This window comes from Comamonas guangdongensis, assembly GCF_041079535.1.
GTDB lineage: Bacteria > Pseudomonadota > Gammaproteobacteria > Burkholderiales > Burkholderiaceae_C > Comamonas > Comamonas guangdongensis.
Window position 1 is genome coordinate 231974 of the sequence record NZ_JBFYGN010000002.1, and the last position, 13528, is coordinate 245501.

13 protein-coding genes are annotated in these 13528 nt (G+C 63.7%); 7 read left to right on the forward strand and 6 right to left on the reverse strand.

Going from position 1 to position 13528, the window contains the following annotated elements:
- The first annotated feature begins 103 nt into the window (after positions 1-103).
- Positions 104-1240, forward strand: coding sequence for a branched-chain amino acid ABC transporter substrate-binding protein (locus AB6724_RS02600; protein ID WP_439329819.1), 1137 nt, complete (start codon positions 104-106; stop codon positions 1238-1240).
- A 127-nt stretch (positions 1241-1367) separates the two neighbouring features.
- Here the strand turns inward: AB6724_RS02600 and AB6724_RS02605 are convergent, their stop codons facing one another.
- Complete coding sequence (locus AB6724_RS02605) at positions 1368-2297, reverse strand: LysR family transcriptional regulator (protein WP_369336935.1); 930 nt, start codon at positions 2295-2297, stop codon at positions 1368-1370.
- A 108-nt stretch (positions 2298-2405) separates the two neighbouring features.
- Between AB6724_RS02605 and AB6724_RS02610 the strand changes: the two genes are divergently transcribed.
- From AB6724_RS02610 to AB6724_RS02625, 4 genes are all read left to right on the forward strand, one after another.
- Positions 2406-3065, forward strand: a complete 660-nt coding sequence (locus AB6724_RS02610) for an NAD(P)-dependent oxidoreductase (RefSeq protein WP_369336936.1) — start codon at positions 2406-2408, stop codon at positions 3063-3065.
- 148 nt (positions 3066-3213) lie between these two features.
- Entirely contained in the window at positions 3214-3705 is a 492-nt protein-coding gene (locus AB6724_RS02615; RefSeq protein ID WP_369336937.1) for a DUF2127 domain-containing protein, read from the forward strand.
- A gap of 77 nt (positions 3706-3782) precedes the next feature.
- Positions 3783-5003, forward strand: coding sequence for a sugar transporter (locus AB6724_RS02620; protein ID WP_369336938.1), 1221 nt, complete (start codon positions 3783-3785; stop codon positions 5001-5003).
- An 80-nt stretch (positions 5004-5083) separates the two neighbouring features.
- Positions 5084-6133 (forward strand): porin, encoded by a 1050-nt coding sequence (locus tag AB6724_RS02625; protein WP_369336939.1) that lies wholly within the window; start codon positions 5084-5086, stop codon positions 6131-6133.
- A gap of 118 nt (positions 6134-6251) precedes the next feature.
- Here the strand turns inward: AB6724_RS02625 and kdpC are convergent, their stop codons facing one another.
- Genes kdpC through AB6724_RS02645 form a run of 4 tightly spaced genes read right to left on the reverse strand, consistent with a single transcriptional unit; the run spans position 6252 to position 10839 of the window.
- Entirely contained in the window at positions 6252-6881 is a 630-nt protein-coding gene (gene kdpC, locus AB6724_RS02630) for a potassium-transporting ATPase subunit KdpC (protein ID WP_369336940.1), read from the reverse strand.
- A gap of 13 nt (positions 6882-6894) precedes the next feature.
- A complete protein-coding gene (kdpB, locus tag AB6724_RS02635; RefSeq protein WP_369336941.1) occupies positions 6895-8958 on the reverse strand; it encodes a potassium-transporting ATPase subunit KdpB in 2064 nt (687 codons plus the stop codon).
- A gap of 22 nt (positions 8959-8980) precedes the next feature.
- Positions 8981-10708 (reverse strand): potassium-transporting ATPase subunit KdpA, encoded by a 1728-nt coding sequence (gene kdpA / locus AB6724_RS02640; RefSeq protein WP_369336942.1) that lies wholly within the window; start codon positions 10706-10708, stop codon positions 8981-8983.
- Positions 10709-10755: 47 nt separating this feature from the next.
- A complete protein-coding gene (locus AB6724_RS02645) occupies positions 10756-10839 on the reverse strand; it encodes a potassium-transporting ATPase subunit F (RefSeq protein WP_369337025.1) in 84 nt (27 codons plus the stop codon).
- A gap of 383 nt (positions 10840-11222) precedes the next feature.
- Between AB6724_RS02645 and AB6724_RS02650 the strand changes: the two genes are divergently transcribed.
- Positions 11223-11792 carry an SLOG cluster 4 domain-containing protein gene (locus AB6724_RS02650; protein ID WP_369336943.1) on the forward strand — a complete coding sequence of 190 codons (570 nt, stop codon included), beginning with the start codon at positions 11223-11225 and terminating at the stop codon, positions 11790-11792.
- Positions 11793-11853: 61 nt separating this feature from the next.
- Positions 11854-12213: a DUF1304 domain-containing protein gene (locus AB6724_RS02655; RefSeq protein WP_369336944.1), complete on the forward strand. Its 360-nt coding sequence runs from the start codon at positions 11854-11856 to the stop codon at positions 12211-12213.
- Between the two features lie 245 nt (positions 12214-12458).
- Here AB6724_RS02655 and AB6724_RS02660 read toward each other — a convergent pair whose 3' ends face one another.
- Positions 12459-13427 carry a tripartite tricarboxylate transporter substrate binding protein BugE gene (locus AB6724_RS02660; RefSeq protein ID WP_369336945.1) on the reverse strand — a complete coding sequence of 323 codons (969 nt, stop codon included), beginning with the start codon at positions 13425-13427 and terminating at the stop codon, positions 12459-12461.
- Positions 13428-13528 lie beyond the last annotated feature (101 nt).

Sequence of the window (13528 nt, forward strand, 5' to 3'; positions counted from 1 at the left end):
TTGTGTCGGTGTAGCACTCGCCGTACCTATGTGATTGCCTCATTGCCAATTGCCTGTCGCGGGGCATAAGGTTGCGTCTTGTCTCAACCGAGTGGAGTGCGCAATGAATAATTTCGGCAAATTGTGTATCGCGACCGTGGTGGCAGGTATGGGCACGGCAGTCATGGCCCAGGAGCAGATCATCAAGATCGGCCATATCGGCCCGGTCTCGGGCCCCCAGGCCAACTTCGGCAAGGACAATGAAAATGGCGTGCGCATGGCCATTGATGACCTGAACGCCAAGGGCATGGAAATCGGCGGCAAGAAGGTCAAGTTCGTGCTCGTGGCCGAGGACGACGTGGCCGATCCCAAGCAGGGCACGGCCGCTTCGCAGAAGCTGTGCGACGAAAAGATCGCCGGCGCCGTCACCTTCCTGAACTCCGGCGTGGCCATCCCCTCGTCCAAGGTGTTCCATGACTGCGGCATTCCCATGATCACGGGCGCGGCCACCAACCCCGAGCTGACCAAGCCGGGCTGGGACACCACCTACCGCGTGATCGCCAACGACAACGCCCTGGGCGCCGCGTTGGCCGGCTATGCGGCCAAGACGCTCAAGCTCAAGAACGTGGCCGTGATCGACGACCGCACGGCTTACGGCCAGGGCCTGGCCAATGTGTTCAAGAAGGATGCGGAAAAGCAGGGCGTGAAGATCGTCGCCAGCGAGTTCACCAACGACAAGGCCACGGACTTCATGGCCATCCTGACCTCGATCAAGGCCAAGAAGCCCGATGCCATCTTCTACGGCGGCATGTACGGCCAGGCCGGTCCCATGCTGCGCCAGATGGCCCAGCTGGGCATGAACGACGTCAAGCTGTTCGGCGGCGACGGCATCTGCGTGACCGAGCTGGCCAAGGTGGCGGCCGGCGCCAAGCCGCTGGAGAACGTGGTCTGTGCCGATGGCGGCGCCTCGCTGGCCAAGATGCCCGGCGGCATGGAGTGGAAGAAGCGCTACGACGCCAAGTATCCGGGCCAGTTCCAGGTCTACAGCCCCTACTTCTATGACGCGACCATGCTGCTGGCCGACGCCATGAAGCGTGCCAACTCCTGGGACCCCAAGGTCTATATCCCCTTCCTGCAAAAGACCGACTACTCGGGCGTGACCTCCAAGATCGCCTTCGAGAAAAACGGCGAGATGAAGAACCCCAGCTATACGCTGAGCCGCTATGTGAACGGCAACAAGACACCCATCGATCTGAACTGATGACCTACGCTTGAGTGCCGCCGGGCCGGGCCCGGTGTTTCCGAAAGCCTGTCCATGCCCTGCATGGCCAGGCTTTTTTGCATGTCATGCAAATATGACGGGCGCCAATGCCTGCGAAACCATGGCGTTACAGGGCTTGGGCCCCCTCGGCCTGCATGCCGTCCAGCCTGACAAAGTAATCGCGCAGCACCTCGATGGCCTGGCGGACCTTGGCCGGCAGGGCATTGCGCTGGGGAGTGACGGCCCAGATGTCGATGGTGCCCATGTCCCAGTCGGGCAGCAGCCGCACCAGCCGGCCCTGCTTCAGGCTGCCCGTCACATCGTGAGCGGACAGCAGGGCCAGGCCCAGACCCGCTTCGCAGAACTGCTGCACGGCTGCACGGTGGTTGCTGGTCATGCGCGGCAGCACCTGCAGCTGGAACTCTTCGGCCGTCTGCGGCCGGCGCCAGTGCATGTCGATCTGTGCCGATTCGCCGCGGCTCAGGTCCAGCCAGGGCAGCTGCATCAGATCGCGGGGATGGCCGGGGAGCTGGCCATGGGCCTGCAGCCATTGCGGTGCCGCGCACAGGATCGTGGGGCTGCGGCCCAGGCGGCGGGCCACCCAGCTGGAGTCGGGCAGATTGCCAAAGCGCAGGGCCAGATCGACCCGCGCCTGGATCAGATCGATGGGGGCGTCGTCCATCAGCAGACGCAGCCGCAGGCTGGGGTGCTGTGCCAGCCATGCGCCCAGGGCCGGTACCGCATGGGTGGTAAAGCCGGCCGGCGCAGACAGACGCAGCTCTCCGCTGGGCTGCTGGCGCTCGGCCGCCAGTTCGGCCCGCGCCCGCGCTGCAGCCTCGCACATGGTGGCGCACTGTGTATAAAAGCGTTGGCCCGCATCGGTCAGGGTCAGCTGGCGCGTGGAGCGGTGCAGCAGGGTCAGGCCCGCGGCCTGTTCCAGCTGGCGCATATGCTGGCTGACGGCGGAGGGCGTCATGTCGAGCAGGCGGGCGGCGGCGCTCATGCTGCCGCATTCGACGACGGCGGCAAAGATGGCCATGCGTTTGAAGTCTTCCATAAGGCCTATTTTGAAGCTGTACTTCAAGGTCTTCGTGAGCGAAAGGGGTTTTTCCGCGAGATCAAGCGGATTAATCTTTAGTCCTGTTGAAACGCAAGGAGTTCTGAAATGAAAGTGGCATTGATTGGCGCGACGGGTTTTGTGGGGGCGGGCGTGCTGGAGGAGCTGCTGCGCCGCGGACATGAGGTGGTGGCTCTGGTGCGCCAGCCGGAAAAGTTTGCCCGGCGCGAGCATGTGCAGGTCGTCAAGGCCGATGTGCTGCAGGCCGGCGAGGTGCAGCAGGCCGTCACCGGGGCGGATGCCGTGATCAGCGCCTATAACGCGGGCTGGAGCAATCCCAATATCTACGCCGACTTCATGCAGGGTTCGCGCGCGATTGCGGCAGGCATCAAGGCCGCGGGCATCAAGCGCTATCTGGCCGTGGGCGGCGCGGGCAGCCTGTATGTGAACGGCCGGCAACTGGTGGATTCCCCCGATTTCCCGGCTGCGATCAAGCCCGGTGCCACGGCTGCGCGCGATATGTATACCGAGCTGCAGAAGGAAGACGGGCTGGACTGGACCATGCTCAGCCCGGCCGTTGGCTTTCATGGCGGCTCGCCCGCACAGGCCAAGGGCCGCACCGGCCAGTACCGAACCGGCAAGGACGAGCCTCTGATGCAAGCCGATGGCCAGCCCGGCGACATCTCGGTCCAGGATCTGGCCGTGGCGCTGGTCGATGCGCTGGAGCAGGGCCGCCATGTGCGCGAGCGCTTCACGGTGGCCTATTGAGCCAGCCGCTGTCCGGGCTTGAGCCCTACCTTGGGCGCAAGCGCCTGCGGGTGCTTGGCCAGCCGCGAATAGCGGTGCGCGGCTGCATAGGTGCGAGCGTTCTTCGGCAGTTGTTTCTATAGTGGTGTTTTCAGCGATGGAAGCGCCCATGAATTCACAGTCGTCACTACGCACCGCGGTCAAGGCCATGGCCATGTTCGAGGCCACCAAGGGCGTGGCGGCGCTATTGGGGCTGTGGGGCGTGCTGAGTCTGCTGCACCACGATATTCACCGACTGGCGCTGGAGCTGATCGGCCATGTGGGCCTGTCGCCGCATCAGCGCTATCCGGCCCTGCTGCTGCAGGCCGCGGATGCGCTCAATGTCACGCCGATCCGCACGCTGGTGCTGCTGGGCTGCCTCTATGCGGCCGTGCGTTTCATCGAGGCCTGGGGTCTGTGGCGGGACAAGGCCTGGGGCGAGTGGTTCGGCGTGCTGGCCAGTACCGTGTACATACCGTTTGAGCTGCGCCATCTGCTGCATCGCAGCAGCTGGCAGGCGATTCTGGTGCTGGTCTTCAATATTGCACTGGTCCTGGTGCTGCTGGCCCGGCTCATACAGAAGCGCAGGCAGGCCCTCATCCCTGCAATGGCTGCGGAATAAGCGGGCCGCGCCCCTTGTTCGGCGCACGGGCGCGCACAATCCAGGGTTTGTGCTGCGTTACAGCTGCCTGCAAATTCATGACAGAGCCCTTAGCCTCTACGACCTCCACCGCGACATCCTCCACCCGAACCGATAGCCAGGCCTGGCTGAGCGTGATCGCGCTGGCGCTGGGCGCGTTTGTCTTCAATACCAGCGAATTCGTGCCCGTAGGCCTGCTCAGCGGCATAGGCTCCAGCTTCGGGATGCCGGTGGAGCAGATCGGGCTGATGCTCACCATCTATGCCTGGGTGGTGGCGCTGGCATCGCTGCCCTTCATGCTGATGACGCGCAAGATCGAGCGGCGCAGGCTGCTGATGGGCGTGTTTGCCGTGTTCGTGCTCAGCCATCTGCTCTCGGGCGTCGCCTGGAGCTTTGCCTCGCTGGTCGTCAGCCGCATCGGCATTGCGCTGTCGCATGCGGTGTTCTGGTCCATCACGGCGTCGCTGGCCGTGCGCGTGGCGCCGCCGGGCAAGAAGGCCGTGGCGCTGAGCCTGCTGGCCACGGGCACCTCGGTGGCCATGGTGCTGGGCATTCCGCTGGGGCGGGTCGTGGGCGAGTGGCTGGGCTGGCGCATGACTTTCCTGGCCATAGGCGCCGTGGCGGCCGTGGTGATGCTGGTGCTGGCCAAGCTGCTGCCCCTGCTGCCCAGCGAGAACGCAGGCTCGCTGCAAAGCGTGCCCATGCTGCTGCGACGCCCGGCGCTGGTCGGCATCTATGCGCTGCTGGTGCTGGTGATCACCGGCCAGTTCACCGCATACAGCTATATCGAACCTTTTGTGCAGGAAGTAGCGGGACTGGCGCCCGGGGTGACCACGGCCGTGCTGCTGCTGTACGGCGGTATGGGGGTGGTGGGCAGCGTGCTGTTCAGCTGGCTGGGCATGCGGTATCCGCGCGGTTTTCTGCTGGCCTCCATTGCAGTGCTGGCGCTGAGCCTGCTGCTGTTGGTGGCGAGCAGCGCCCAGGACTGGAGCCTTTATCTGCAAAGCTCGATCTGGGGTATCGCGATGATCTGCTTTGCGCTGTCCATGCAGTCCAAGGTGCTCAGGCTGGCCCCCGATGCCACGGATGTGGCCATGTCCATGTTCTCGGGCATCTTCAATATCGGCATCGGTGGCGGCGCCTTGCTGGGCAGCGTGGTCAGCACGCACTGGGGCATGGTCCAGATTGGTGCCGTGGGCGGCACCTTGATCGCGGTTGGTGCCGCGGGCTGCGCCTTCATGATGCTGAGGCTGGCCGACAGCTTCCGGCTGCCGCACTAGCTGAATCGGTTTTGTATACAAAGCTGGCCTGACTCTTGCTTTGGGTTGTAAGTCCTAAATTTTTAGAGAGGAAACAACCCATGAATGCGATCCCATCCGGTTTGTGTGCCGTCGCTCTGGCGGCGTTAGGCGCCTCAGCCATGGCCCAAAGCAGTGTTCAGCTGACCGGTCTGGTCGATGCCTATGCGGGCTCCATGAAGCTCGCAGGCCAGCAGAGAGTGGCCTCGGTCGGCTCCGGCGGCATGACCACTTCGTGGTGGGGCCTGAAGGGCGTGGAAGACCTGGGCGGCGGTTTGAAGGCCGATTTCAACATCACCGCCTTCATGCGCGTCGATACGGGATCGCCAGGCCGCTACGACGCCGATCCTTTTTTCTCGCGTGATGCGAATGTGGGCCTGAGCGGCGGCTTCGGCCGGCTGGGCCTGGGGCGCGGCATGGCGCCCAATTTTCTGCCCACCATCCTGACCAACCCCTTTGGAGACTCGTTCACCGTATCGCCTCTGGTGCTGCACGCGAACATGAGCACGGCGGGCTGGGCCGGCAGCAATCAGACGACCTCCTCGGACACGGGGTGGAGCAACCAGATCGTCTATTCCACTCCCAGCTTCGGCGGCCTCAAGGGCAATGTCCATTACCAGTTCGGAGAGAAGGCCACGGACGGGGACAAGAGCAAGAAGAACGTGGGTCTGAACCTCATGTACTTCAGCGGTCCCTTGAGCCTGACCGCGTTTTATGAGCGCGCGCAGATCAGCAACCCCGTCTCGCTGGCCGTGATGCCGACCAAGTCCGACTGGATGGTGGGCGGCAGCTATGACTTCAGTTTGGCCAAGCTTTATGCGACCTACGGCCAGGCCAGGGTCGGCGACCAGGACCGCAAGAACACCACGTATTCCCTGGGGCTGGATCTGCCGGTGCCCGGGACTACGGGTTCCTTCAAGGCGGCGGCGGCCCGCACCAAGGCCGAGCAGGGCGATGCCAGCGGCACCCGTACCTCGGTCAGCCTGGGTTATGACCATTTCTTGTCCAAGCGTACCGATGTCTATGCGGTGGCCATGTATGACCGCGTGAGCATGGACATCCCCGACAAGTCGGGCACCAGCTTGCTGCTTGGCATTCGGCACCGTTTCTGAGCACGGGCATGCAGCCATGACAAGTCAGGGAATCGACGCCAATACCTGTCGATTCCCTGCAAATGCCATGGATGCCGGCGCACAGGGCTCGACGCAGCAGAGCGTTCGCTGGCGAGACTTATCTGCCGTGAGCCGGATAGGTTTTTTGCAGCGTCTGGTTCAGCTCCAGCACATTGACCCTGGGTTCGCCAAAAATGCCCAGGGACGGCTCCTGCGTGTTTTGCGCAATCAAGGCGCGGAGGCTGTCCTGCGCCACGCCTCGGGCCTTGGCCACGCGGGCCGCTTGAAGCAAGGCATTGGCCGGACTGATGTCGGGGTCCAGACCGGACGCCGAGGTGGTCAGCATATCGGCGGGCAAGGGTTTGCCTGCCAGCTCAGGCTGGACTTTTTCCAGCTCCCGGCGGTCCGCTTGCAGGCGCTCGCTCAAGGCTTTGCTGGTCGGCCCCAGATTGGATCCGTTGGAGCTGGCAGCGTTATATGGCGCCGCAATGGTTTTGCTCGGATCCTGGGGATCGGTGTCGGTGGTGCCGGACGGGCGGCCATGGAACCACTGGGCCCCGCTCCAATCCTGGCCAATTAGGCTGGAGCCCAGGGGCTTGCCGTCGTCGTCGCTTAGCAGGCTGCCGTTGGCCTGGCCGGGGAACAGCATCTGGGACAGTCCGTTGACGGCCAGCGGGTAGGCTAGTCCGCACAAGGCCCAGGTGACAGCTGTGATCCGCAGAGCGCTTCCCAATACATTTTTCAGCATGATGCGGCCCTCCTCACAGGAACAGAGACAGGATCAGGTCTATGAGCTTGATGCCGACGAACGGTGCGACCAGTCCGCCGACTCCATACACCAGCAGATTGCGGTAGAACATCGCTTCGGCGCTTCTGGGCTGGAAGCGCACGCCGCGCAAGGCCAGCGGGATCAGGGCCGGAATGATCAGCGCGTTGAAGATCAGCGCCGACAGAATGGCGCTCTGTGGCGTGGCCAGGCCCATCACGTTGAGGTGCGACAGACCCGGCAGCGCCACGATGAACAGTGCCGGCAGGATGGCGAAATACTTGGCCACGTCGTTGGCGATGCTGAAGGTGGTCAGTGCGCCGCGCGTCATCAGCATCTGCTTGCCGATGCTGACCAGGTCGAGCAGCTTGGTCGGGTCGGAATCCAGATCGATGATGTTGGACGCTTCCTTGGCCGGCATGGTGCCGGTATACATTGCCAGGCCCACGTCGGCCTGGGCCAGGGCCGGTGCGTCGTTGGTGCCGTCGCCGGTCATGGCCACCAGACGGCCCTGAGCCTGTTCGGCGCGAATCAGCTTGAGCTTTTCCTCGGGGTCGGCTTCGGAGACAAAGTCGTCCACACCGGCCTCGGCGGCGATGACGCGCGCGGTCACCGGGTTGTCGCCGGTCACCATCACGGTGCGAATCCCCATGGTGCGCAGCTGTGCGGCACGGTCATGGATGCCGGGCTTGAGCACGTCGGACAGAGCGACGATGCCCAGAATATCGCCGTTGACGGCCACGGCCAGCGGAGTGGCTCCCTTCAGCGCGACCTTTTCGGCCAGGGCCTGCAGATCGGCAGGAGGGCTGACGCCATAGGTCCGGCCCACATAGTTCGCAACCGCGCCCACGGCCCCCTTGCGGATGACGCGGCCGTCCACCAGATCGGTGCCGCTCATGCGCGTTTCGGCCGAGAAATCGGTGCCCACGGCCTTGTCTCGCTCGGGCCCGTCCTTGGCGCCCTGCGCCAGCGCAAAGGCGCTGGTCGAGCGCCCCTCGGGGGTCGAGTCGAACAGGGATGCAAGATACGCGGCCTGCACCAGTGCCGCCCGCGTTCGCCCTGAGACCGGATGGAGCTCGGTGGCCTGCCGGTTGCCCATGGTGATGGTGCCGGTCTTGTCCAGGATCAAGGTGTTGACGTCCCCGGCCGCCTCCACGGCCTTGCCCGATGCGGCCAGCATATTGAAGCGCATGGTGCGGTCTATGCCCGCGATGCCGATGGCTGAGAGCAGGGCGCCGATGGTGGTCGGGATCAAGGCCACGATCAGGGCGATGAGGTCGGCCACGTTGATCTGCGCGTGCAGATAGCGGGCCACCGGGGCGACTGCCGCGACGACGATCACGAAGATCAGGGTGAGCACGGACAGCAGCACGGTCAGTGCGATCTCGTTGGGCGTTTTCTGGCGCTTGGCGCCTTCGACCAGACCTATCATCCGGTCGAGAAAGGTCTCACCCGGCGCCGCCGTCACCTCGATCACCAGGGCGTCCGACAGCACCAGCGTGCCGCCGGTGACAGAGGACGCGATGTCCGAGCCGGTGGCCTTGATCACCGGGGCCGATTCGCCGGTGATCATCGATTCATCGACATAGGCCGTACCCTCGATCACCGTGCCGTCGATCGGAATGTGTTCGCCCTTGAGGACGCGCACCGTGTCACCCTTGCGCAATTTTCCGGCCTGGACGGTCTCGACCTGACCCGTAGGCAGGATGCGGCTGGCCGTCAGCTCGACGGCCGTGTGCCGCAGCGAAGCCGCCTTGGCCTTGCCGCGTCCTTCTGCCAATGCTTCGGCGAAGTTGGCGAACCAGACGGTGATCACCAGGATGACGGTCACCACCCCGTTGTACCGGGCGCTTGCATGCGAGGGCCCGAACAGGTCGGGGTCGATGGTCAGCGCCAGGGTGATCCAGGCGCCTACCCAGACCACGAACATCACGGGGTTGCGTATCTGCAGGACGGGGTCGAACTTCCTCAACGAGTCGATGAAGGCCTGCCCCAGCAGCTCGGCGCCATAGCCGGTGCCGCCAGGATTCCGCGACCGCTGTGCTTGAGCTTTTTTCATATCAAGCTCCCGTGAACAATGCCTAGAACAATTGCCGGCCGAGCATGGCGAAGTACTCGGCGACCGGCCCCAGCACCAGTGCCGGCAGAAAGGTCAGCGCACCGACGATCAGGATGGTGGCCAGCCACCACAGGCCGAACATCGGAGTGTCGGTGCGCAGCGTGCCGACACTGGGTGTCAGCGTTGGCTTGGCCGCCAGTGAACCGGCCACGGCCATCAGAAAGATGATCGGCGGGTAGCGTCCGATCAGGATCACCGCAGCAATGGCGAGGTTGTACCAGGGCGTGTTGGCGTTGAGGCCGGCAAACGCCGAGCCGTTGTTGGCCGCGGCCGACGAGAAGGCGTAGAGCACCTCCGAATAGCCGTGCATGGAAGCGTTGTTGAGCGAGGCAAGGCCCAGCGGAGACACCATGCTCCATGCCGTGGGCGCCAGGATCACCAGCGGGTGTATCAGCAGGGCCAGCGACACCAGAATGATCTCGCGCTTGTCGATTTTCTTGCCCATGAATTCCGGTGTGCGCCCTACCATCAGGCCGGCCACGAACACGCCGATCAGGCCGTACACCAGGAAGTTGAGAAAGCCGACGCCCTTGCCGCCGAAAATGCACTGCAGCATCATCTGCATCAGCGTCGACATTCCGCCCAAGGGCGTGAAGCTGTCGTGCATGGAGTTGACGCTGCCGGTGGTGAAGGCCGTGGTGTAGGCCGCGTACAGAGCGCTTTGTGCGATGCCGAAGCGTACCTCCTTGCCCTCCATATTGCCCCCCGGCTGGCCGGGACTGGCCTGCAGCGCTATGCCAGCCTGCTGAAGCAGGGGCGTGCCGCTCTGCTCCGGCATCACCGTCAGGGCCAGGAAGGCCAGCAGCAACGTGGCCATGACGCCGTAGATCACCCAGCTTTGCCTGCGGTTGCCTATCATGCTGCCGAACATCACGACCAGCGCTGCGGGCAGGCTGGCCATCAGCAGCAGCAGTACCAGGTTGGTCAGCCCGTTCGGGTTCTGGTAGGGGTGTGCGGCGTTGACGTTGAAGAAGCCGCCGCCATTGGTGCCGAAGTTTTCTATGGATTCCTGGGTTGCAACCGGGCCGAGGCTAAGCGTCTGCTGCCCTCCCAGCAGGGTGTGCACCGTGGTGCCGGCATCCAGCGTTTGCGGCACGCCTTGCCAGACCAGAAACAGCGCGGCCAGAAACGCCACGGGCAGCAACACGCGGGTCGTGAAACGCGTCAGATCGCGATAGAAATTGCCCAGATTGCTGCCGCCATCCTTGGCCAGAAATGCTCTGATGAAAGCAATCGCCACCACAAAACCGGTGGCCGCCGAAGTGAACATCGGGAAGGTGATGGCCGCCATCTGGCTGAAGTTGGACAGGGTGGTTTCGCCGCCATAGCTTTGCCAGTTGGTGTTGGTGATAAAGCTGATGGCGGTATTGAAAGCCTGTACGGGCTCCATGCCGGCAAACTTCAAGGGATTGAGCGGCAAGCGGTCCTGAAAAATCAGTATCAGGTAGATCAGCACCGCCATCGCCATATTCGTCACCAGCATGTGAACCGTGTAGCTCTTCCAGTTCATGGGCTGGCTGCATGCCTTGCGGCCTACCAGGTAGTAAATGCATTTGTCGATAGGATCAAACAGCGGATCGAGCAGGGTTTTCTGTTCGCTGACGACCTTGGCCAGATACCGGCCCGCCACGATGCTGAGCAAGAACGTGGCAAGCAGGGTCAGAGCTATTGGCAACCATAGGCGCGACATCTTCCAGCTCCTCATGGTGGGGGAGATGGCCTCCCCGCACAGGACGGTCAGAATTTTTCGGGGTGGATCACCGCATAGAACAGGTAGGCGACCACTCCGACCAGGATGGCGAACAACAGATCGATAGCCATGCACAACCTCCTGCAGCGCGGCCTAGCCGCCCCCGTTCTGCTGATGAATCACGCGGTCGGAAAACCGGATCAGCAAGCCGAACAGCAGGTAGAACACCGCGATCGCGATCAGCATCAAACCGGCCAGCATGACGGGCTCCTTCACGTATCGCCCCGGCGTCCCTTGGAAGGGGCTCCGGTGACGATCCGAGTAAAGCAAACAGCAGGTCAAGATCTCATATAGTTTTTGGGCCGCGGTGTAAAAAGCGCGTATGTGCGCTGCTGCCGGCCAGGCTGCCGATAGGGTGCTGCGAGGCGCAGATGGCGCATGCCGGCCCCGAATCCGGGCAGGGCCTGGATCTCATCGACAATCGTGCGAGCCAGGACATAGGGAGGGAAGCGCGGTGGCAATCATTGGGGTAATGGGTTCGGGTCAGGTCGAATGGCCGGCCCTGTCGGAGCCGCTGGGACGGTGGCTCGCCGAAAACGGCTTTGATCTGCTGACCGGCGCGGGCCGTGGCGTCATGCTCGCGACGGCGCGCGCATTCTCGAGCAGCCAAGGCCGCAGGGGCCGCTCCATCGGGGTCGTGCCCAGCGAGGCTCACCCCGTCCACGGCTTTGTCCCCAGCCCCGGCTACCCCAATCCCTATATAGACCTGCCCATCATGACCCCGTTGCCGCGCAAGCTGGCCGCAGCGCCCGAAGATGCCCTGAACCGCAACTATGTGAACGTGCTCACCAGCGATGTGGTGGTAGCACTTCCCGGAAGCCGGGGGACCCTGGACGAAATCTGCCTGGCGACGCGCTTTGCCAAGCCGCTGATCTGTCTCGGCCCGGTCGAGGCATTTGCCGGCGTGCCGGCGGGGACCCGGATTGCTGCCGAGCTCGCGCAGGTTTACGAGTTCGTGCTGGCGGCCGCAGGAGCGAGCGCCAAGGCCGGAGAGGAAGCTCCGGACTGCCGGGGCCAAGGGTAAGCACCTCGGCGCAAAACCGGGGTCCATGCATGTAATGGTGCTCCCATATCGAAAGGCCGCTATGTCGCTTGTTTCCAGCATTGCCGTCGCTGCGGTGGCCCTGATCCATCTCTACATCCTGGTGCTGGAAATGTTTCTCTGGACCCGGCCGGCCGGTCGCAAAGCCTTTGGCCTGACGCCGGAGTTTGCCGAGCAAACCAGGGTTCTGGGCGCAAACCAGGGCCTCTACAACGGGTTTCTGGCGGCGGGATTGATCTACGGCCTGGTCCAGGGCGCAAGCGGTCTGGCGTTCCAGGCCTTTTTTCTGATCTGCGTGCTGGTGGCCGGAGTCTTTGGTGCCGTCACGGCCAGCAGGAAGATTCTGGTCGTGCAGGCCATTCCGGCGGCGTTTGCGCTGGTTCTGCTCTGGCTGGCGTCATAGCCGGCCCGACGCCGGGCGCCCGAGTGCTACGGCCCGGCAAAAAACCGGAGCTTTACCAGCGCTCTGTTCTTGGACAGGCTCAAGGCCGGAGCTGATCCGCGAGGCATCCTTGGCGAGATAGATCCCGGCGCCGGATGTGAAAACACCGCCTGGCGGCGGTGTCGGGGTGTCGCGGCGGCCTTCCCCTGCGACCAGGTCTCCGGCCTGGGGGATGGCTGCGGCGCGGCTTGCGAAGCCGGGCGGGCTTACTCGTCCATCTTCAGATTCTGCTTCTGCACCACATTCTTGTAGACCGCCAGTTCCTCGGCCATCTGCTTGGCAAAGGCTTCTGGCGTGTCGGCCATGATGATGGAGCCGCTTTCCTCGATGCGCTTCTTCACCGCGGGGTCCTGCACCGCCTTGCGGACCGCGGCGTTGACCTTGGTCACCACATCCTTGGGCAGGTTCTTGGGGCCGATGATGCCGTAGTAGGCCATGCGGTTCACCTGGGGCAGGCCGACTTCCTTGAAGGTCGGCACATCGGGCAGGGCGGCCACGCGCTGGGGCGCTGCCACCACGATGGGCACCAGGCGCTTTTCCTTGGCAAACGGCAGGGTGGAGGGCAGGTTGTCGAAAATCAGCGGCACCTGGCCCGCGACCGTGTCGTTGAGCGCCGGACCCGAACCGCGGTAGGGCACGTGGGTCATCTCGGTCTTGGTCTCCAGCTTGAACATTTCCATCATCAGATGGGTGATCGAGCCCTGGCCCGGCGAAGCGTAGGAGTATTTGCCGGGATTCTTCTTGACGTCGGCCAGAAACTCCTGGTAGTTCTTGCCCGCGAACTTGGGGTTGGCCGCAATGATGTTGGGCGTGGCGGCGATGTTCACGATGGGCGTGAAGTCCGTGGCCACGTTGTAGGGGATCTTGGGGTTGATGGCCGGGTTGGTGGCCGTGGTGGACACGGTGGCAATGCCCAGGTTGTAGCCGTCGGGCTGGGCGCGTGCGGTTTCGGCCGCGCCTATGCTGCCGCCGCCGCCGCCCTTGTTTTCCACGACCACGGGCTGGCCCAGTTCCTTGCTCAGGGGCTCGGCGATGATGCGCGCAATCAGATCGGTGGTGCCGCCGGCCGCGAAGGGCACGAGCAGGCGAATCGGCTTGTTCGGATAGTTGGCCTGTGCCTGGGCTGCGCCGCAGAAAGCCATTGCCGCCAGAACGGTGGCCGTGAACTTGAACATAGATGTCTCCTTGGTAGTGTGGAATGCAGTGCGCTTTTCATGAAAGCTGGCTGCAGTTTTTGGGGCTTGAGCCCTCTTTTTTGGGGGGAAGCGGTTCCGGC